The organism is Pseudomonas sp. NPDC079086 (genome assembly GCF_044542155.1).
In the GTDB taxonomy this organism is placed as follows: domain Bacteria; phylum Pseudomonadota; class Gammaproteobacteria; order Pseudomonadales; family Pseudomonadaceae; genus Aquipseudomonas.
The window spans coordinates 9,244-29,126 of record NZ_JBITTY010000003.1 but is presented as its reverse complement, the minus strand read 5'-3'; the positions used below and the strand labels follow the sequence as shown (position 1 = coordinate 29,126).

Annotated in this window: 21 protein-coding genes and 2 pseudogenes; 11 read left to right on the top strand and 12 right to left on the bottom strand. The window is 53.3% G+C overall.

What is annotated here, in order from left to right; translation table 11 throughout:
* Positions 1 to 4: 4 nt before the first annotated feature.
* Together pyrF and queF are read left to right on the top strand one after the other, a co-directional pair.
* The gene (gene pyrF / locus ACIGEK_RS14820; protein WP_397494057.1) at positions 5 to 703 is read left to right on the top strand and encodes an orotidine-5'-phosphate decarboxylase; all 699 of its coding nucleotides are present in this window, start codon (positions 5 to 7) and stop codon (positions 701 to 703) included.
* 95 nt (positions 704 to 798) lie between these two features.
* A complete protein-coding gene (gene queF / locus ACIGEK_RS14815; RefSeq protein ID WP_397494056.1) occupies positions 799 to 1,629 on the top strand; it encodes an NADPH-dependent 7-cyano-7-deazaguanine reductase QueF in 831 nt (276 codons plus the stop codon).
* A gap of 55 nt (positions 1,630 to 1,684) precedes the next feature.
* Here the strand turns inward: queF and ACIGEK_RS14810 are convergent, their stop codons facing one another.
* Together ACIGEK_RS14810 and ACIGEK_RS14805 are read right to left on the bottom strand one after the other, a co-directional pair.
* Complete coding sequence (locus ACIGEK_RS14810; RefSeq protein WP_090247740.1) at positions 1,685 to 1,951, bottom strand: DUF4404 family protein; 267 nt, start codon at positions 1,949 to 1,951, stop codon at positions 1,685 to 1,687.
* Between the two features lie 148 nt (positions 1,952 to 2,099).
* The gene (locus ACIGEK_RS14805) at positions 2,100 to 2,810 is read right to left on the bottom strand and encodes an HAD family phosphatase (RefSeq protein WP_397494055.1); all 711 of its coding nucleotides are present in this window, start codon (positions 2,808 to 2,810) and stop codon (positions 2,100 to 2,102) included.
* A gap of 233 nt (positions 2,811 to 3,043) precedes the next feature.
* Here ACIGEK_RS14805 and ACIGEK_RS14800 point away from each other — a divergent pair, with 233 nt between their 5' ends.
* A complete protein-coding gene (locus ACIGEK_RS14800) occupies positions 3,044 to 3,745 on the top strand; it encodes a VacJ family lipoprotein (RefSeq protein ID WP_397494054.1) in 702 nt (233 codons plus the stop codon).
* A 60-nt stretch (positions 3,746 to 3,805) separates the two neighbouring features.
* On the opposite strand, the gene ACIGEK_RS14795 is transcribed toward ACIGEK_RS14800, so the two are convergent.
* Positions 3,806 to 4,105, bottom strand: a complete 300-nt coding sequence (locus tag ACIGEK_RS14795) for a PilZ domain-containing protein (RefSeq protein WP_160014518.1) — start codon at positions 4,103 to 4,105, stop codon at positions 3,806 to 3,808.
* Between the two features lie 217 nt (positions 4,106 to 4,322).
* Here ACIGEK_RS14795 and rssB point away from each other — a divergent pair, with 217 nt between their 5' ends.
* Complete coding sequence (rssB, locus tag ACIGEK_RS14790; protein ID WP_397494053.1) at positions 4,323 to 5,507, top strand: two-component system response regulator RssB; 1,185 nt, start codon at positions 4,323 to 4,325, stop codon at positions 5,505 to 5,507.
* A gap of 8 nt (positions 5,508 to 5,515) precedes the next feature.
* Positions 5,516 to 5,998 carry an anti-sigma factor antagonist RssC gene (rssC, locus tag ACIGEK_RS14785; protein ID WP_397494623.1) on the top strand — a complete coding sequence of 161 codons (483 nt, stop codon included), beginning with the start codon at positions 5,516 to 5,518 and terminating at the stop codon, positions 5,996 to 5,998.
* A gap of 63 nt (positions 5,999 to 6,061) precedes the next feature.
* On the opposite strand, the gene tal is transcribed toward rssC, so the two are convergent.
* Complete coding sequence (gene tal / locus ACIGEK_RS14780) at positions 6,062 to 6,982, bottom strand: transaldolase (protein WP_397494052.1); 921 nt, start codon at positions 6,980 to 6,982, stop codon at positions 6,062 to 6,064.
* 41 nt (positions 6,983 to 7,023) lie between these two features.
* On the bottom strand, positions 7,024 to 8,025 hold the full coding sequence (gene dusA, locus ACIGEK_RS14775) for a tRNA dihydrouridine(20/20a) synthase DusA (RefSeq protein ID WP_397494051.1): 1,002 nt from the start codon (positions 8,023 to 8,025) through the stop codon (positions 7,024 to 7,026).
* A gap of 139 nt (positions 8,026 to 8,164) precedes the next feature.
* On the opposite strand from dusA, the gene ACIGEK_RS14770 reads away from it, so the two are divergent.
* A complete protein-coding gene (locus ACIGEK_RS14770) occupies positions 8,165 to 9,295 on the top strand; it encodes a tyrosine-type recombinase/integrase (RefSeq protein ID WP_397494050.1) in 1,131 nt (376 codons plus the stop codon).
* A gap of 36 nt (positions 9,296 to 9,331) precedes the next feature.
* Here ACIGEK_RS14770 and ACIGEK_RS14765 read toward each other — a convergent pair whose 3' ends face one another.
* From ACIGEK_RS14765 to ACIGEK_RS14745, 5 genes and pseudogenes are all read right to left on the bottom strand, one after another.
* Entirely contained in the window at positions 9,332 to 9,631 is a 300-nt protein-coding gene (locus ACIGEK_RS14765) for a helix-turn-helix transcriptional regulator (protein WP_397494049.1), read from the bottom strand.
* 925 nt (positions 9,632 to 10,556) lie between these two features.
* Positions 10,557 to 10,811, bottom strand: coding sequence for a hypothetical protein (locus ACIGEK_RS14760; protein WP_397494048.1), 255 nt, complete (start codon positions 10,809 to 10,811; stop codon positions 10,557 to 10,559).
* Positions 10,772 to 11,062: a PRC-barrel domain-containing protein gene (locus tag ACIGEK_RS14755; RefSeq protein WP_397494047.1), complete on the bottom strand. Its 291-nt coding sequence runs from the start codon at positions 11,060 to 11,062 to the stop codon at positions 10,772 to 10,774. Before ACIGEK_RS14755 ends, ACIGEK_RS14760 begins: the two co-directional genes overlap by 40 nt.
* Positions 11,063 to 11,378: 316 nt before the next feature.
* A pseudogene (locus tag ACIGEK_RS14750) lies at positions 11,379 to 11,627 on the bottom strand (methyl-accepting chemotaxis protein); the annotation flags it as partial.
* Positions 11,628 to 11,857: 230 nt separating this feature from the next.
* Positions 11,858 to 12,098: pseudogene (locus ACIGEK_RS14745) on the bottom strand (helix-turn-helix domain-containing protein); the annotation flags it as partial.
* Here ACIGEK_RS14745 and ACIGEK_RS14740 point away from each other — a divergent pair.
* Together ACIGEK_RS14740 and ACIGEK_RS14735 are read left to right on the top strand one after the other, a co-directional pair.
* Positions 12,045 to 12,263, top strand: coding sequence for a hypothetical protein (locus ACIGEK_RS14740; protein WP_397494644.1), 219 nt, complete (start codon positions 12,045 to 12,047; stop codon positions 12,261 to 12,263). The pseudogene ACIGEK_RS14745 and the gene ACIGEK_RS14740 sit on opposite strands and share 54 nt — an antisense overlap.
* Positions 12,260 to 13,915 carry an EAL domain-containing protein gene (locus ACIGEK_RS14735; protein WP_397494046.1) on the top strand — a complete coding sequence of 552 codons (1,656 nt, stop codon included), beginning with the start codon at positions 12,260 to 12,262 and terminating at the stop codon, positions 13,913 to 13,915. The genes ACIGEK_RS14740 and ACIGEK_RS14735 overlap by 4 nt, the downstream gene beginning before the upstream one ends.
* A 55-nt stretch (positions 13,916 to 13,970) precedes the next feature.
* Here ACIGEK_RS14735 and ACIGEK_RS14730 read toward each other — a convergent pair whose 3' ends face one another.
* Positions 13,971 to 14,444: a hypothetical protein gene (locus ACIGEK_RS14730; RefSeq protein ID WP_397494045.1), complete on the bottom strand. Its 474-nt coding sequence runs from the start codon at positions 14,442 to 14,444 to the stop codon at positions 13,971 to 13,973.
* Positions 14,441 to 15,295, bottom strand: a complete 855-nt coding sequence (locus ACIGEK_RS14725) for a transcriptional regulator (protein WP_397494044.1) — start codon at positions 15,293 to 15,295, stop codon at positions 14,441 to 14,443. Before ACIGEK_RS14725 ends, ACIGEK_RS14730 begins: the two co-directional genes overlap by 4 nt.
* A gap of 471 nt (positions 15,296 to 15,766) precedes the next feature.
* Between ACIGEK_RS14725 and ACIGEK_RS14720 the strand changes: the two genes are divergently transcribed.
* The 3 genes from ACIGEK_RS14720 to ACIGEK_RS14710 all read left to right on the top strand — a co-directional run.
* Positions 15,767 to 16,201 (top strand): hypothetical protein, encoded by a 435-nt coding sequence (locus ACIGEK_RS14720; RefSeq protein WP_397494043.1) that lies wholly within the window; start codon positions 15,767 to 15,769, stop codon positions 16,199 to 16,201.
* 176 nt (positions 16,202 to 16,377) lie between these two features.
* Positions 16,378 to 18,600 carry an inverse autotransporter beta domain-containing protein gene (locus tag ACIGEK_RS14715; protein WP_397494042.1) on the top strand — a complete coding sequence of 741 codons (2,223 nt, stop codon included), beginning with the start codon at positions 16,378 to 16,380 and terminating at the stop codon, positions 18,598 to 18,600.
* Positions 18,601 to 18,953: 353 nt separating this feature from the next.
* Positions 18,954 to 19,883: hypothetical protein (locus ACIGEK_RS14710; RefSeq protein ID WP_397494041.1), on the top strand; the 930-nt coding region annotated here is incomplete at its 3' end.

Here is a 19,883-nt window from a genome sequence, read left to right as displayed (position 1 = left end):
GCCCATGTCCGCCTGCCAGACCCCAATTATCGTTGCCCTGGATTTCCCGACCCGTGATGCCGCGCTGGCATTGGCTGATCAGCTCGATCCCAAGTTGTGCCGGGTAAAAGTGGGCAAGGAACTGTTCACCCGTTGCGGGCCGGAGGTCGTTAACGTGCTGGCCGGCAAGGGTTTTGAGGTATTTCTCGACCTGAAATTCCACGATATTCCCAACACCACGGCTATGGCGGTCAAGGCTGCGGCCGAGATGGGGGTGTGGATGGTCAATGTGCACTGCTCGGGCGGCCTGCGCATGATGGCGGCCTGCCGCGAAACCCTGGACAAGCTTGCTGGGGCCAAACCGCTGCTGATCGGCGTGACCGTGCTGACCAGCATGGAGCGCGAAGACCTGGCCGGCGTTGGCCTGGATCTCGAACCGCAGGCGCAGGTGCTGCGCCTGGCTGGGCTGGCCGCGCAGGCTGGTCTGGATGGTTTGGTGTGCTCGGCCCAGGAAGCGCAGGCGCTGAAGGCCGCTTACCCGGCGCTGCAGTTGGTGACGCCGGGGATTCGTCCAGCCGGCAGCGCTCAGGACGACCAGCGCCGTATTCTGACTCCGCGTCAGGCGTTGGATGTAGGCTCGGATTATCTGGTAATCGGTCGGCCGATCAGCCAGGCAGCCAATCCTGCCCAGGCGCTGGCGGCGGTGGTAGCTGAGCTGGCCTGATACTGCTGTGGCAAGGCCGACATCGGTCTTGCCACACTGAATCTGTTTTTAAAATTGTATACAATTATCGTGTCTCGACTAGCCAGGTTTTCTCCATGCATCCCGCCGCCGAAGATTCGCCACTGGGCAAATCCAGCGAATACATCGCTACCTACACCCCTTCACTGTTGTTCCCTATTCCGCGTGCAGCCAAGTGGGCCGCGCTGGGCCTGAGCGCTGAGGCCCTGCCTTACCAGGGCGTGGATTTCTGGAACTGCTTTGAGCTGTCCTGGCTGTTACCGTCCGGCAAACCGGTGGTGGCCATGGGCGAGTTCGCCATCCCGGCCGACTCGCCGAATATCATCGAGTCGAAATCCTTCAAGCTTTATCTCAACTCGCTGAACCAGTCGGTGTTCAGCAGCGCTGACGAACTGATGGCGGTACTGGTAAAGGACCTGTCGGCGGCCGCCGGCAAGCCGGTTGGCGTACGCGTGCGCAGCCTGGCCGAGGTGACGGCCGAAGGTGTGCGGGCCGCGCCAGGTATCTGCATTGACGAACTGGATGTAGTCATCAGCAACTATGCGCAGCCGCAACCAGAATTGCTGCGTTGTGATGCCGGGCGAGTGGTCGAGGAAAGCCTGCATAGCCACCTGCTCAAATCCAACTGTCCGGTTACCGGTCAGCCGGACTGGGGCACATTAGTGGTTGAGTACTGCGGCGCGGCGCTGGATCACGCCAGTCTGTTGGCCTATCTGGTGAGCTTTCGTCAGCACGCGGATTTTCATGAGCAATGTGTTGAGCGAATCTTTCTCGATCTGCAGCGCCTGCTCAACCCCGAGCATTTGACAGTCTATGCACGCTATGTGCGGCGTGGCGGGCTGGACATAAATCCTTACCGCAGTAGCGGGCCGATCACTCCGGATAACCGCCGTTTGGTACGCCAGTAATGCAAAACCCCAGCCTTTGAGCTGGGGTTTTTATTGGGCTTAGGCCTGGAGGCGCTTAAATACCCATATTGGCCAGGCTTTGCACGATATTACGCAGGGTGCCGGCGAGGGTAGGGTGGCTGGCTTCGAAGCGTTCCACGGCCAGGTTTACCCCGTCGATTAGGGTTGCGTCGGGGGCAGCTGCAGCCTGGCGGGCCAGCTGCAGTTCAATTTCTTGGGTCAGTACAAACAGTTCGGCACGTTCTTCTTCAGTCAGTGGCGGCTGTTCGGCCAGTTGGTCGCGCAGGTCTTGCAGTTGTTGCTGCAGGCGGCTTGCAGGCATGGAGTTCTCCCTTGGGTAATCGTCAGATTGACTGACCTTGCGCGTGGGCGAAAGGTTCTGCATGCCTTCAGGTTAATCCAAGCCCGCAGGCTTTGCTTGCTTTGGATCAAGCATGAAGCATTGATTCAGCTGGCATTCTGACGATTGTTCAGGGCTTTTCGCCCTTGTGGCGGCGCTGGCTGAGGTCCGCGAGGCAGGTGGGTAGATCGCTGAGCTGGTCGATGACCGAATGTACACCTAGGCGATACAGACTGAGGGTAGCCTGGCTGCGCAGGCGATCGCGTTCGCCCATCGACAGGCTCTGCCAGTCAGCTGGTGCCAGGCCGCAGAGCGGGCCGCTGATGGCCAGGCCAATCGTCCAGATACCGGCATTCAGCGCCGCCTGCAGCAGGCGTGGTTCGCCACTGACCAGTACGCAGCCGTCAAGCTGATCAACCTGTAGCGTCATGAGGCTTAGCCAGATGGCATCGGGCGCTGGCCATGGACGATGATTGTGGCTGGACGTACCTGGCAGCCAGTCGGGGAGGGCGCTGGCCAGGCTGATGCTGGCGTCGCGTGGCAGTTCATCCAGCCAGGCGCAGGGCACCGTCTGTTGGTGTAGTTGTGCAAGCAGGGATAGGGCGGCAGGTGTGGCCTCGGCATGCTCGCAAGCTGTCTCGCAGAGTGCCTGTTGGTAAGCCAGCCACTCCGTGGCCAGGGGTTCACGGCCAAGGGCCTGCGGCAGGCTCTGCTGATTGACTGCCGTTGGGTAAAGGCGTTGCAGGGTAAGTGGGATGGTGCGTGCGCCGAAATCAACCAGGCAGCCAGACAGGCTAAACAAGATGGCGGTGAAGGCGGGCGAGGTGGCGGGCGTTTGCATGGGCCGTCCTTGAAAATGGTCTAGTCCAGGCTAGCGTTTTCAGGTTACAGGCAGATGAAGGCTTTGTTTCCGTTGGCATTGCCACCCATCACTGGGTTGCACGGCAATAGGCGGTAAGATTTTCAGCGATTTGTTCGTCCGCTATGCTGCCTATTTAGTGGGCTGCCGCCTTATAATGCGCGGTCTGATTTGGCCGCCTGCGGCAGCCTGAGCATTTTCAAGGAGCGACTGTGATGCGTGTGAGCGGTGCGAGCTGGATTGAACGATTGAGCCTGTTGATTGCCTGTACCGGCGTGCTGTTGCTGCCTGCACTGGCGCAAGCCAACGAAGAAGACCCTTGGCAGGGCTACAACCGCTTTATGTTCCGGATTAACGACAACGTTGATGCCTATACCCTCAAACCGTTGGCCAAGGGTTATCAGGCGGTGACGCCACAGTTTGTTGAAGACGGTGTTAGCAATGTCTTTCGCAATATTGGTGATGTGCGCAATCTAGCCAACAATCTGTTGCAGGCTAAGCTGCACGACGCCGGCGTGGACAGCGGTCGCTTGATCTTTAATACCACCTTCGGTCTGCTAGGATTCTTTGATGTGGCGACCAAAATGGGGCTGCAACGCAGTGACGAGGACTTCGGCCAGACGCTGGGCGCCTGGGGGCTGGGCAGTGGTCCTTATGTGGTGCTGCCACTGCTAGGGCCGAGCACGGTGCGTGATACCTTTGGCCGCGTCCCTGACTCCATGTTGACTGCACCCATGCATATCGACCACGTACCTACGCGTAATGTGGTGATTGGTGTGGAGACAGTAAGCCTACGGGCCAGCTTGCTCCAGGCTGAGCGCATGGTCAGTGGTGACAAGTACATCTTTATTCGCAACGCCTACCTGCAGAATCGCGAATTCAAAGTGCGCGACGGCGAGGTTGAAGACGATTTCTAAATCGTCGCGTATACAAAAAAGGCGGCCTGTTATGGCCGCCTTTTTTGTTATCCGAGCCTTTCAGCTCATGGAAATAATCGCCAAACCTAAGGCCTGGCGGCCGTCTTCCATCGTGCTGACGCGCATCACTTCAGCTTGGGCATCCAGACCACGTAATTCGTTGTGATCAGATGCGATATGCACGCGAACCTTGTCGCCCATCTTTACTGCGCTTTCAGCTTCCAGCTGCATGCCAGTGCTGGATAGATCGAGACACAGTGCCGGAATTTCCTTGCCGTCATGGTGCAAGGTGACGGGAGCTTCTAGCCGCATGCGGATGTAATCGCGTTTCTCACTGTAGGCACGATCATTTTGGCTCATGGGCTTTTTCCTCTTGTTATGGGGGGCTGTCCTGCAGCTCTTATAACCTTCGCCGATTTGAGGTGTAAAGTCGTATGGCGACGACCGGCATGCGCTTGAATCACGTTACGGATGGGAGTACCGTCTGCGCCTTGAAGCAAGCCGAGTTCGCGCATGCAGGCACTTGGCCTGAATGCATAAGCCAACCCATACCCGGCGCAGTTTGCCTGGATACCTCATGCACAAAACCAGTGCCACGCTGCTGATAATCGACGACGACGACGTAGTGCGTGCGAGCCTTGCAGCCTACCTGGAAGACAGTGGTTTTCATGTGCTGCAGGCGGCCAATGGCTTGCAGGGGCTCGAAGTCTTTGATGCCGAGTCGCCGGATCTGGTGATCTGCGATTTGCGCATGCCGCAGGTCGATGGTCTCGAGCTGATCCGCCGCATCAATGCCCTGCAAGTGGAAACCCCGGTCATCGTGGTTTCCGGTGCCGGTGTGATGAGCGATGCCGTCGAGGCCTTGCGCCTGGGCGCTGCCGATTACCTGATCAAACCCCTGGCCGATCTTGCCGTACTCGAGCATTCGGTTCGTCGTGCGCTCGACCGCGCTAATTTGCGCCTGGAAAACCAGCGCTATCGCGACGAGCTGGAAACCGCCAACCGCGAACTGCAAGCCAGTCTGCACCTGCTGCAGGAAGATCAGAACGCAGGCCGTCAGGTGCAGATGAACATGCTTCCGGTGACGCCCTGGCAGGCCGATGGCCTGAACTTCGCGCATCAGATCATCCCTTCGCTGTACCTGTCGGGCGACTTTGTCGACTATTTCCGTGTCGATGACAGCCGTATCGCGTTTTATCTGGCTGATGTTTCCGGACATGGAGCGTCTTCGGCATTTATCACCGTGCTGCTGAAGTTTATGACCACGCGCTTGCTCTACGAGTCGCGGCGCGGCGGCAATCTACCGGATTTCAAACCCTCTGAAGTACTCGGCCATATAAATCGTGGCCTGATCAACTGCAAGCTGGGTAAACACGTGACCATGCTCGGTGGCGTGATCGACCAGGCCAACAACCGTCTGACCTACAGTATTGGCGGTCACCTGCCGCTGCCGGTGCTCTATAGCGACGGCCAAGCGCATTACTTGGAAGGACGTGGCTTGCCGGTCGGGCTGTTTGTCGAAGCCGAATACAGTGACCTGGAACTTGAATTGCCCGAAGCCTTCAGCTTGACGCTGCTCTCCGATGGCATCCTCGATCTGCTGCCGGGCGATACCTTGAAAGACAAGGAAACCCTGTTGCCGCAGCTGATCAGTTCCGCAGCCGGCACGCTAGATGGCCTGCGCAAGGCTTTTGGGCTGGCCAATCTTGGGGATATGCCGGATGATATTGCCTTGCTGGTGTTAAGCAGGAACCTTGCATGAACCCTGGGATAAGCCCCGGTAGAATCCAGTTTGCCGAGCAAGATGGCACCTTCATCTTGAAGTTTGTCGGTGAAGTGCGCCTGACGCTGTGCTCGGCCCTGGATTCGACCATCGAAAAAATCTTCACCGCGCTGAATTTTTCAGCCATCGTGATTGATCTCACTGAGACTCGCAGTATTGACAGTACGACCCTTGGGTTGTTGGCCAAACTGTCAATTCTGTCGCGGCAGAAGATCGGCCTTTTGCCGACAGTGGTGACCACTCACGCCGATATCACGCGTTTGCTGCAGTCGATGGGGTTTGATCAGGTCTTCAATATCGTCGACACGCCGCTGCCATGCCCAGAGTGTCTGGATGATCTGCCATCGCAGGATCAGTCGGAAGAACTTGTGCGTTCCAAGGTGCTGGAAGCTCACCGTATTTTGATGGGCTTGAATGAGTCCAACCGCGAAGCCTTCCACGATCTGGTCAATGCCCTCGAGCATCACTGATTCAAGTGGCTAAACAAACGTGGCGCTCTATGAGCGCCCCGTTTGCATTCAGGCCTTCCGGGTTTAGGCGGTCAGCAGTTTTTCCAGTTTTTCCTGATCGCGGGCAAACAGGCGAATGCCTTCGGCAAGCTTTTCGGTGCCCATGGCGTCTTCATTCATGGCCCAGCGGAATTGGCTTTCGCTCAGGCTCTGCTTGGTTTCAGCAGCCTGGCCTGGGCTGAGAAGGCGCGCCAGTGGCTGTTGGTCATCAGCCAGCTGCTGCAGCAGTTCCGGGCTGATGGTTAGGCGGTCACAGCCAGCCAGTTGTTCGATCTGGCCGATATTGCGGAAGCTCGCGCCCATCACCACAGTCTGGTAGGTGTTTGCCTTGTAGTAGTTGTAGATGCGCGTAACCGACTGCACGCCAGGGTCTTCTTCGCCGACAAAATCACGGCCTTCGGCCTTTTTGTACCAGTCGTAGATACGCCCGACGAAGGGCGAAATCAGAAACACGCCGGCGTCGGCACAGGCCTGGGCTTGAGCGAAGGTGAATAGCAGAGTTAGGTTGCACTGAATACCGGCCTTTTCCAGCTGTTCGGCAGCGCGGATGCCTTCCCAGGTTGAGGCGATCTTGATCAGTACCCGCTCGCGACTAATGCCGGCTTTTTCATACAGGCCAATCAGGCGCTCGGCGCGGTTCAGGGTCGCCTGGGTATCGAAGGACAGGCGCGCATCCACCTCGGTGGAGATGCGCCCGGGGATGATCTTGAGGATTTCGCCACCCACTGCGACGCCAAAATGGTCGCAGGCTAGGCCTAGCTCGCCTTTTCCGGCTGTAACTGCGTTTTTCAGCAGTTCGCTGTAACCAGGCATGGCAGCGGCTTTAAGCAGCAGGGAAGGGTTGGTGGTGGCATCGACCGGCTTCAGGCGGGCGATGGCGTCGAGGTCGCCGGTATCGGCGACCACAGTGGTGAACTGCTTGAGTTGATCCAGCTTGGAGGTCATGACACAGCCTTGTGGTTGCGGATGCCCCGACCTTACCCGAGTCAGCGGCCTTGCAGCAATTGCGCTGCCTGATCAAACAGCGCCAGTGGCTCGCTGGTCTTGTGAATGTCCACTGAGAGCAACTGGCGAAAACGCCGCGCGCCATTGAAGCCCTGGCCCAGGCCGAGCATATGACGGGTGATATGGTGCATGCTGCCACCTTCGGCGAGGTGCGCGGCGATATAGCCGCGCATGCTCTGCATGGCCTCAAAACGGCTCATCACAGCGTGTGAGGAGCCAAACAGCTGCTGGTCAACCTGGGCCAGCAGATAGGGGTTGTGGTATGCCTCGCGGCCCAGCATCACGCCATCGAAGGTTTGCAGGTGCTGCTGGCAATCTTCCAGGGTCTTGATGCCGCCATTGAGGATGATCTCAAGCTCCGGGAAGTCCTGCTTGAGCTGCGCCGCCACCTCATAGCGCAGTGGCGGTACCTCGCGGTTTTCCTTGGGCGATAACCCTTCGAGAATGGCGATGCGTGCATGGACGGTAAAGCTGCGGCAGCCGGCATCACGCACCGTGCCGACGAAATCGCACAGCTCGGCATAGCTGTCGCGACCGTTGATGCCAATGCGGTGCTTCACAGTTACTGGGATATCCAGCACATCCTGCATGGCTTTCACGCAGTCGGCGACCAGTTGCGGGTGGCCCATCAGGCAGGCGCCGATCATGTTGTTCTGCACCCGATCGCTGGGGCAGCCGACGTTCAGATTGACCTCGTTGTAGCCCGCCGCTTCGGCCAGCTTGGCGCAGGCCGCCAGGTCCGCCGGCACGCTGCCGCCCAGCTGCAGCGCCAGTGGGTATTCCGCCACGCTATGGCGTAAAAAGCGTGCAGCATCACCATGCAGGATGGCCCCGGTGGTGACCATCTCGGTGTAGAGCAGGGCGTGCTGTGACAACTGGCGCAAGAAAAAGCGGCAGTGCCGGTCAGTCCAATCCATCATCGGTGCTACGCTAAATTTCCTGGACACCTGATGAGGGGTTGTATCTATAAGCTCTTGATTCATATAGGTATATATCTTTAATTGTCTTGGTTAAAAATATGCGATTGCTGGTTTTTTAAAGCTTAGTGTGCACACAGTGTGCACGAGGGCATGAGAAGGGTAGTATCTGGGTATCAAAAAATGAGCAGGGAGTGTGCACGAGATGGCTTCGATTACTGAGCTTCCCAGTGGTTCATGGCGCGTTCAAATTCGGCGAAAAGGCCACAAACATATTAATGAAACGTTTTCGACAGAAAAACTTGCAACGGCATTTGCTAAGAAGAAAGAAACTCAGCTTGAGCAGATCAAAGCTACAGGTGGTATTAAGCCTGAAAAAGGCCTGAAATTCGCTGACTGTATTGATGACTATCTTGCGAACTCACGAGAATTTCAGCGCAGCGCGATGGCAATTTATAAGCGCCTCAGGGCTACGATAGGCATCGTGAGCCTTGTGGACGTGAATTATGACTTTCTGACCATGTTTGCCCAAGAGCGAATGGTAGGGAAAAGCTCGGGCGTTACTGTTGCTGGTGATTTATCGTTAATCACGTCTGTCCTGAGATACTGCAAGAAAAAGCGGAAGCTGGACGTGGATGCTTATGCTGCAGACAGGGTCAGAAAAGAGCTGGGCGAGGATCACAAGATCAAGAGTAATGAGCTTGAAATTATCCCCACTGAAGATGAGTTACAGAAGATTATCCGGTATTTCGACAACGATAGGCCGCGAACTATTGAGATGTCGCCTTTGATCCGATTTGCGGTAGCAACAGGAATGCGTCAGGAGGAGATATGCAGAATTCTAATCGAAGATGTAGACAGCAATCCTGAGTCGCCCTCTGTTCTAATCAGGGAGCGAAAGCACCCGACAGAAAAGCTTTCCCGGAATGAGCGTGTTCCCCTGCTACCTGAAGCGTGGGTAATTGCGCAGCAGGCAATAGGCAGTCGCAAATCCGGGTGTATTTTCCCTTATAACTCCAGATCGGTGGGTGCTGCTTACAGGCGTGCAAGGGCTGGGGCTGGTGTTACCTCAGGGACTCGCTTTCATGACCTGCGGCACCTTGCCGTTACAAACTTCTTTGCAATTGGGCTTTCTGTGCCTCAGGTGGCTGTAATGTCCGGCCATAGGGATTGGCAGACGTTGAAACGGTACACGCACATCAAGGCGAAAGACGTGCAGCGTGCTTATCGTGAATTGAAGATGAAGGAGCAGTCCTCAAAGGCTGTCATTGAGGGCATGGCTTGGGTGGTCGAAGAGGTCAAGCGTTTGAGGGAAGAGTTATCCAAGCAGGCTTGAGTTTGAGGCTAAGCTAGGGGCCTAAGGCCCCTAGTTTCATCGCCTCAGGCATCTCTTCATGATTTCTCGCTTATCTTCCTCACGGTCACACATGCGCTCTTGCAGGAAGGCCACAAGCTTTTCTGTCGGATAGAGGAAGGCTCGGCCAAATTTGACGTACGCAGGGCCACTGTTGTGTTTGCGCCAGGACTCGACCGTTGAGAGGCTAACTGCTGCAAGCTCTGCAACGTCTTCTTGAGTTAAGAATGCCATATCGCGCGCGATAAGCGATCTGAGCGCCTGTCGGTGCCCTGCAGCCATTGCTTGCTGAACTGGGAACTCTACGATGCTATTCATGCGCAGGCTCTCCCGGTGTTCAGTTGCACTAGGCGTCTTGCCACCTCAGTAGGGGTGGGTGCGAGCAGATATTGTTTTCTTGGGAAATAGGTACTGGTCCGGCGTGTCTTGGTTTTGCGCGCGAGTCGGCTTATTTTCGGGGAATTCTCTGCGACTTTAAGGTGTTTTGTGTCCTTGCCTGGCCCTACCAGGTTGTATGCGATAGATGACATGCAGCATTTCTCGTATTGCTTGCGGGGGTTGATTCCTCCCGTCAATTCATAGCGATCAAAACACTGGTTACCGATACAGTCAACAAAAAATTCTTTCGAGCTATTGACATTTTGTCAATAGTCTGTTTTTCGGTATAGGAATCGTATACTCTCAAATCATTCGATGAATGAGAAACCCAGTAATTCTGCGGGTAGAACGGGTTTGTCGTATTTCCATGCTGTCGTATGTCGCCGACGAACGGTTGCTATGTGACCGCCGTTTTAAAGCGCGTATGGGGATTCAGTAAGCTTTCGAGGTCGGTCAGCAGCAATTCATTTCTCTTCTGGGTGGGCGCCATAACAGGTAGACGCGTCGTAGACACTGCTGCGATTTACGCCAAACACGCGGCACAGTTCGGCTCGTGGATATCGCTCGCCCAATATCTCAATCAGGCTTATTGATCGAGGGAGTCCGACATTAAGTAGCGCTACCTGGATGTGGGCCAGACCGAAACTGATGGCATATTTCCAGATGGATCGGGGCATGATGAGGTCAACTCCAGAGGGTTACAGCCGCATCAAACTTCCGCCACGCAGCGGAAGCTGCTGCAGCGCTGGCACAGGAGGATTCCCCTTGCCCATGAGCTTACTCACGCCCTCGGACCAAATATAACCAGCGATCAATCATCGAATGGTTATGTTTGCCTCCCACGGCCCAGTTGCCAGATGCACCTTCAATCAGTCACGAGTTGGCACAACGGTACTGGGCCTAGTAGATGGGTCTTAAGCCGGTCATCCACATACGGCTTCGTGCCGTAGTAAGCATGGATTTCCTGGCTCCAGGTCGGGTCCTGCATATCAGTCCAATTGTCCTTGTCGAAGCCAGGCGCCTGGGAGAGGCGTTCCTTGTCGGCGGCCAGCACGAAGCGCTTATTAACCGTATCGAGCGTCAATGCGCTCCACGGCACAGCGAACAACTTCTCGCCCATACCGAGAAAGCCACCTGTTGTGGCTCAATGATTCTGGACAGCACCGCATAGGCCACCCGGCCGCTGCTCACGTCCAGCATGATCTCCTTGATGTCACCCAGATCTTCGTCGTCCTGATTGCAGACGTTATTTCCAATGAGGGTGTCTGCCCCCATCAACTGAGGTCCGGGCCCACCACTCAAGTGGGTGTTGCTCCCTATGCTGCTGGTGCCCTTATAAATGCCATAGGTATCGCGTTGTTCATAGTTCATGCTCAGCTCCTCACGATCATCTCGGGGGCCAATTGAGCACAGCGTCAAACTCGGCTTTCGGCGCTGCGTTTGCTCATGTTGTACTCAAAGCGGGAGACGCTCTGTACGCCAGGGCGCGTTGTGAATGAGAAACGCGGCTGCCTATGTGGTACCAGCACCGTCTGCACTGGCCCACTGAAGGGGTGTACTGCGAGACGCCTATTCGTTAGGGGCATGCTGAACACTAACGTTATCCGTTTTTTGCGGATATCTGCCTGTCGCGCTAGACAGTAACCGGCCAATAGAGGGCGTTGATCATCAACAAAACCAGGGCCTATTCAGCTGACTGCTGAGCAAGCGTACGAACTTCGTCTGCCACGACCGCGAACCCTCGACCAGATTCACCCGCCCGCGCAGCTTCGATAGCAGCATTTAGGGCCAGTAGGTTGGTCTTCTCGGTTATTGAGTTGATGCTGCCAATGATGTTCGCAATCCGTTGACTGGACTCTTGTACAAGGCGCATTTCACGATCAGTGACCTGTGATGCATCATGTTTAGCATGCTCATCGACCCCATAGCTCACAATCCGCTTGATATGACCGATTTAGTCCGTGATTGGACAGAGCGCTCCGCTGAACAGGATTGGCCGGTTGTCCTTCGCGGGTATGGTAAAGGTACCTGCAAACTGCTCACCTTTAAGCAGGGCGGTTACAGGGGCAGAGTGCAACACGGTTATTGAATTAACGCTGGAGCATCGTGACGCATAGTTATGGCCTTTTGCATCACCTCGCTCATAACCTCAATTGGACACTTGAAGTCGAAGCGCTCATTCCCCGGCAACAGCTTTCCCTTGGGTCGACAAACCTGACGGCGGGTTTGCATCTGTTGTTGAGCGACACGGGCCGCCGCCTCGGGCATCTCGGTTGCGGCGCAGCTCCCGGCTGGTGGTGGAAGAGGATCGGTTGATCAAGCAGGCAATCTTGCGCAGGCTAAGACCTTGGGCATGACCGATTTGAATGGTGGCGCGCTCTTCAACGCTAAGTTCGGAATAAGACATAGGGGCAGCACCGTACCGGAAAGGTCAGGTGTTGCACTCAGTATTCGCCGCCGCCCTGCCTATATTCGGGTGAAAAATCGTGAATTGAGCGTTTTTGATTATGCCCAGGTTGACGCACAAGGCATAGTTTTAACTACATTGACCGACAGTGAATACGCAGCATGAAAAATATAGAAATTTTTAATGATCCTACAAGGAAACCTGAAAGGATATTTAGCCAATTAAAGTCGCAAATTAAAAGCAGTTACCCAGAGATTTTCGGTACTGAGAGTAAATGTATAGCGAACATACTAAGTGGGGTGCTGGCTCTCTGCATAGTTTTATTAGTCTCGGAATTTCTGACCGAGCGGTATCTGGAAAAAGAGCTTGCACCGGTCGCCATGCAGAGTGGTGATGACTTCTTAGCTTTACAAATGCAAACAGCAACAGCCCTGAGATCGTTGAACGATCTATCGCGAGATGCGCAACAGTGCACCCAAGACATTCAGGCACTACTTGTAGCAACCACTAAAAATCAGCGATATGTTTACGCCAGTGCAGTAAGATTAGATAACGGTACGGTCTGCACCTCATACGGGCAGTCCCTGCAGGGTGAGCTGATGCTCGGTGCGAAACAGGCTAATCATTATAGTTCCAGCAGCGGCATCGATTACTGGTTTAAAGCTAGCCGAGAGGACAGCAGTGACAGTGGCGAGATCATCATTGGGCAGCAGCATGCTTACGTATGGCTGAACAAAGGTATCACCATCAGTTCGCTCACATTACCGGCTGGCGCAGCTCTAAATTTACTGGACGAAAGAACACTTGAGCCAGTATTTACAACTCAAAGCACCATTTGGCAGCCACCTGCGCACCGCCTTAAGTCGAGTGAACTGGTTTTCGAGAATAATAATGTGTACATGGCCAGTCCAACTAAAATCGATGGCTTGACAGCAGTAGTTTCGGTCCCCATGAGCCTGTATATGCAAGTACTCGGGGTCTATCTAGCCCTCTGTCTGGGGCTTGCTGCGCTAATGTTGAAAGTGGCGCTAGATTTGCATTCAAGATATTTTTCCTTGTCGGCCAAGTTTCGTCAAGCGATCAGTAGCAATACGCTTGAAGTCCGCTACCAGCCGATTGTCGACATGAACACCAAGCAATGGTTGGGTGCCGAGGCCTTGTTACGCTGCAAGCTTAATGAGCAGAGCGTGAGTCCTAATATATTGATCACCATGGCTCAACGAGATGGCTATATGCGTCAGTTAACTCGGCGGGTGTGCACCAAGGTCGCGCAAGATCACGCAAGTCTGATTTGGGCATGTGACGATTTTTACATCACAATCAACTTATCAGCAGAAGATCTTCTGGACGAAAGCTTTCCAGAGTTCACCAAGCAGTTGTTTGCACTTTATCAAGTGCCCACTTCGCGGATTGTGTTTGAAATTACCGAAGAAAGTCTGGCGGACAAAGATAAAGCTATAGTTCAGCTGAAAAAACTCCGTGAGCAAGGTCATCAGATTGCCATTGATGACTTCGGTACAGGCTATTCCAGTTTATCCTACATCGATATTTTGCCCGTTGATATTTTGAAAATAGATCGTTCATTTATTACTCCAGACAAGCTCGACTGTATTGATGGTTTGTGGTGGCACATAATAAGCATCGCCCGAGTCCAAGAGCTTAAGGTTGTTGCTGAGGGAATTGAAACCCACGAGCAAGCTGAAATCTTAAGTTATGCAGGGGTGACTTCTGGGCAAGGTTGGCTCTATTCAAAAGACCTGTGTCCAGGCAATTTAGTTAGGGATTTTTTCACTGTTGAATATACCGGTCTGGCCTGAGTTAACCAGATGGTTTTGCCAAGGATGGCGATCGCAACGGCACATTATGTGTCGATCATTTGATCTTTCGTACGCGATCGGTGCCAGCGCAGAGAGGCAGTGAAATCTCGCGAATGTAATAGCACGTGCAGCCGCTATCCACATCTAATCGATATAGCGAAAGTTTAGAGTTAGGTCTTCCGATGTAGGTGTAATTAAATGCAATATCCCGATCAAGAGTTAATAGCTTTTCATCAGGAAGCCCAGCCAGGGCGCCATCGGAGATTAATCTTGCGCTGCCGAATAAGCCAGACGAAAATTGCATTAAAAATTCCATGTTAGACTCATAGAACCGGTTAAAGTAATACAGCTTATCGTCATTTGCGTTTAGGCGAATACTGTAGTCCAATACTTTTCCGTTGCTGGGTATGATAATGCCGGAACTAAAGTAGTTACCTTGTAATGGTGTAGCCTTGCTTTGCAAGGTGTACGCCAAGTGCGCAATAGACAGCAGCGCAACGCCCAGATAAAGATAGTTGTTGATTTTCATTTAAGACACGCCTTCAGTTGCTTATCAGTCAATTCTCGAATTTTTGAACGATGTACGAGAATAAATTCGCTTGCTCCACCGTCGTCGATGCAGATAAAGGAATAATAACTGTGCATTTTTGTAAAGATAACCGCTGTTGGCGACTCAACTAAATTGCTAAGCCGCTGACTGACTGGTGACACTTCATCCATCAGTGTGCTTAAGGCATGCTCATTGTCAGCAATAAACAACTGTTGCTGATAGCCAACTTGGCGACTTTGGGTCACCATGCCGTGCTGAGTCAGTAAACCCCAATCAATTCGCCACAACAGGCTCAAGCTCAAGAGCGCAAGTAGTCCATACAAGCCTATGCGCTGCCATTTGGCTTTGCTCACCCAGAAAAACCACATCGGCTTTGCCTGCGCAGTCCTCGGGCCCACAGCGGGCTCTATAGAAGGCTCAATATCTGTCTCGGGTATGGCGATATCTGGGGTCTCAATTGCCAAACATATAAACGCAGAGCTCAGTCGATAGCCGTGGCGCGGTACGGTTTGAATGATCAGGCGTTTTTGTTCGTCGCCAAGCAACTCGCGCAGTGCAGCAATAGCCTGATTTAGGCTATTTTGTCCAACGACACGATCAGGCCAGGCAAATTCAAATATTTCACCGCGGGACAATATTGTATCGGGGCGACTGATTAATAGTTCTAGAATTCGACTCTGCGCAAAACCCAAATCCACCGATTTTATGGGGTTGTTTTTATAATTCGTCAGTCGTTGTGTGGAGGGGTCAAAGCAGAACGCTATGTCGCCTTCATGTGCGCGAATGTGATACTGAGGTAATGTAGGAGTTATACAAACTTCATCGCTCATATTAGTTGCTCGTAAAGTAATACTAACTTCAGGCCGCACTTGTAGTGTCTGCGATTCACAAATAAAACCCAAGCCTATCCATAGTTTAGCCTATAGTTTTTAAATTGTCAGCCTCAGTGCTTGGTTATGTCAATAATGCCCGCGCAGTGCGTTGATCAAGAAGTCTACTGGCAATCGAATAGCAACTATAATCACGTCTAGAGCATATCAAGTAGTGTTGATGTATCCAAATATTTTTTATCCCCCCATCCATCCTATCTAATTCATTGTTTAAATAAGCAAGCGTCGGCCGCCTACAAAGCTAGTTGCATGTATTGCTTAAAATACTAACCCTCAGTGGCCCTTGTTCCAAATTTTTATATGCGACCTGATGTGAATGCTTGTGATATGGCGTTTTTCACGACTTTTCACGCTCCGATTGCTTTTTTTGGTGTATGTTTCGCGCCCTAAATTCATTCTCATGAGTAAGCCGTGAAACAACATTGCAATGCGTTGATAGCGCTCATTATTAGTTTCTTTTCCGTTAGCGCGTGGGCGGCACCTGAGTTACAGGTTGCGTTCCATATGGGGGTGGGTAATGGCTCGACCCAGGCGGTCGGTGGCACCCTGATTAATGCAGGTGATGCTGCTATTGCTCAAGGATACCTAGTGGTTACGCCTATAGCTGATCAGTGTTATCCCAAGGCAAGCATTCTTTACCCGTTTGGATTTTTAGCAGCTGGTGAGGAGCAGTCGTTTAGTGTTCCTGTTGCGGAGCGGTTTTCCAGTTATCGCTTGCAGATGGGTGCCTTTGACGAGCAAGGGTTTGCGGTGACAGCCAAGGATGCTAATCAGGCGATCCTAGATGGGCGTATTAGCGAAGAGCGGCAGAAATGTAACGCCGCTCGAGAAAGCCTAACTGATTAAAATTTAAATCCATCAACGATATTTTCTTCACCTCTGAGTGAAGTGCCAGTTAGGTAGCGCAAAGTCGCGCCTAGGTCCCGGTCGTTGATAATATTCTGATCGCTTAAATTATTATGAGTGAGTAGTGTTGTCGCCCATTGTGTGCGCGGTATATAGACCATCGAGGCTAAGTTTTAATGTTCTCCCTGCAAAAGAAACAATCGTTAACTTATTTGATGTTGCTGTGTTTTGCCGTTAATACGGTTTCTTCAGTTGCAGCCCCTTTTCAGAAAACTGCTTCTGAAGAAAAGCTTCAGCAATATATTATCTATAGTCCGGTTCAAGGCGAGGCGTTACAGGCTGTTGCTGAACGTTTTTCGTTGTCGGTCGGTACGCTGACCGCTTTGCGCGAGCAATTTAAAGTCTACGGCTGGTCGTCCACCGCAGTACTAGTACCTTACAGTTCGCTGGGTGAGGCGCGGCTGTATAACAACTACATCACTTATCAGCTAAAACCCGGTGAAACCCTCCCCGCAGTCGCCGGCAAATTCAACCGCTCCGGTCGTGAGCTTACCGCGCTAAACAGGCAGGTCATGCCCGCCAGCAAACTGGACACGCTAAAGGCTGGCGATTTCATTTTGGTGCCCGGCCCGGTGGGCTCAGCAGGTAATGACCAGCTGAGCTCCGCACAGCTAGAAGAACAAGAGAGGCTGACCAGCGCCTTGGCCCAGGAAGCGTTGGGTGTGGCGCAGATTTTCGGAGCTGATCAGAAAAAAGGCTCTGACCCGACCGGGATGCTAGGTCAGCGCGCAGTGGGTGGGCTGACAGGCGCAGCGTCTCGTGAGATCGAGAATTTCCTTGGTGCAAACGGCACCGCTAAAGTAGGCATTCAAGCAAGCGTCAACGGCGGTAAGGTTGGCTATTCGCTGGATTACCTGCAGCCGCTGTATGAGCGTGATATCGACATTGTGTTCGCTCAAATAGGCGCACGTACCTTTGGTGAGCGTAATCTGGCCAACGTCGGGCTGGGCTATCGTAGGCAAGTGGGCGAGCAGTGGCTTGGGGTTAACGGTTTTCTCGACCAGGACATGTCGCGTAACCACACCCGTGGAGGGATCGGCGGTGAAGCATGGACTGATCAGGCGCGTTTCTCGGCCAACTATTATGCGCCATTCAGCGGCTGGAAAAACTCTAACGACCATCGCCTGAACAGTGATCCAGATACTCGCATCCTTCAAGAGCGGGCAGCCAAGGGCTGGGATGCTAATGTGGAAGCCGCGATACCCGGCATCCAACAACTGTTGTTCTCCGGTAAATACTTTCAGTGGCGCGGTGACCGGGTAGACGTGTCGGGCAGCCGTAGTCAGACGGTTAAAAACCCTCAAGGTTATACTTTGGGTGCCAAGTATCAACCGATTCCCTTGCTCGATCTGCACGCCCAACACACCAAAGTGAACGGTGGTTCAGGCGGCTGGGAACTGGGCATGGGTCTGACCTGGGACTTTGATAAGTCATTCAGCGAACTGCTTGATCCGCAAAAGGCGATTGCCCTACGTCCGCTTGCGCAAGCCAAGACCGATCTGGTCAATCGTAACTACAACATCGTTCTCGAGTATCAGGAAAAAGATAAGTACGCCCCGCTGAGCTTTGCACTGAGCACCATGAGCATGATGGTGCTAACCACTGACCCCGGCATGCGTGTTCAAGGCGGACGTCAAGCGCTGGTGAGCTACGAATCTTCTGACACGGATGTACTGGAGGTCAACCCGACGACCGGTGCATTGAATGCTCTGGCGCTTGGTACGGTAACTATTACTGCCGTTGAGCACGATGGCGCCGGTAAAGTCTTCGGTTCGGCCAGCTATACCGTCACCGTCATTCCTAACACCTTGCAGCCGATAGTTAACGTAACACGCATCGAAGGTACCCTCAGCATCGGTTCAACTTTGACGGGGGTTTATACCTTTTCAGCTAACGGCGGTGTGCCCACCGATAAATCGACCATGCGTTGGCTCCGCGGCAACGATGTATTAACCGGCGCCACCCAAGAAAACTACCTAGTTGTTGCCTCTGACGCGGGCAGTACCCTGACGTTTGAAGTGACCGCTAAAAACGATGCCGGCATTATCGGCAATACCTCAAGCATGAGCATCTCCAGCCAGATTGATGTTCAGGTGCCCGTGGTGTCCGTTAGTTATACTGGCACTACGCCATTGGTGGGTGGCACGCTCACCGCGACTGTGGTGTGTGCCAGCTCGTGTGAGTCCAGTAGCTTCACCTACCAGTGGCAAGAGCTTAGCCAAGATAGTTCTGATTATGTCGATGTGAACGGGGCTAATGCGAAAACGTACATCATACCAACGCGTAATCAACTCAAGTATATGCGTGTGCTCGTTGAGCCAATTAAAGCCACACAGTGATGTCGCTTTTACTTCAGTGGTACTCCTCTCCAGTGTCTTGCTTACGCAGGTCATCAAAGAGTGTTTTGTATGAGGCGTCAGACTCGGTATGTACCTGGCTTGTTCGGCTGTGTGGTGCCGTATACCTGCACGTGATGCGGTTAGTGTTTGTCGCGCAAACGGCCGGTAACTACCTCATTCCGTAAGTATTGCTCGTGTTGTTTTTAACGTAAGTCCGGGGGAAAACTCCAGCACAGCGGATGCGAATACAGAACAGTGAGTGCTTGATAAGCATCTTCTGTAACGCAGAGCGAACCTGTGGGTTTTTGGCTTCTTGACTGTTCAAATTTTCTATTCAGGTTCAGGTAACTTTGATGAAGCTAGCCATAAACAAAATTACCTCTGCGATATTGATTGCGGCGCAGTTTACTTACGGCTTGCCGGTGTATGCCGAACAGTACTTTTCCGAGCTCACCCCTATTATCCAAGGGCGACCTCCAATCGCCAGTAGCCTAAAGTTTGACAAACATGCACCTGCCCTCGGTGAAACTGTAACGCTGAGCTATGCCTTTAGTGACGAGGACGGCGATAAAGAGGTAGGGACCAGTGTTGAATGGTTTCGCAATGGGCAGCTTATTGCAGGCGCAACGTCATTTAGCTATACACTCAATGAATTGGATGGTGATAGCCCAGGCATGATCCTGAGAGCAGCCGTTACGCCCAGAACCGACCCGAGCACCACTCTGCCGTATAAGGGCCAAGTCGCAATCCTAGAGATTACTGTTGCCGGTGATCCGAAAGTGCCTCCGCATGTGACGGTTACTGATATCACCGGCAGCTTGACCGTGGGTAGTACGCTGACCGGTGTGTACGTATACCAAGATAATGGAAGTGGTTCGAAAGACGACTCGATCAAGTCGTGGTTGAACGGCGGTCATGGCGACACCGGTAAAGAAGCCAGCTATGTGCTGGCCAATGATGATGCCGGCCATGTACTGACCTTCCAGGTTCAAGCGAAGAACCTGCAAGGTGTTGTTGGTAATACGGACAGTATCGATACTAAGGCGGCCACGGGTGTTACTGGCGGTGGCCAAGGTGGCGTGGTGATTGACCCCGCTGCTGCGCCTTCTATCCGCGACCTTAGTATCAGCGGCAAGTTGAACGTGGGTGAAACACTGTCTGCGAGCTACATGTTTGATCCGCAGACCGGTGTGGAGGGTGATGCGTCCACCTACTTGTGGGCCAACACGGCTACTACCGCAACAGGTGTCACTAGCAGCACTACCGCTGTGAGCACCACCGGT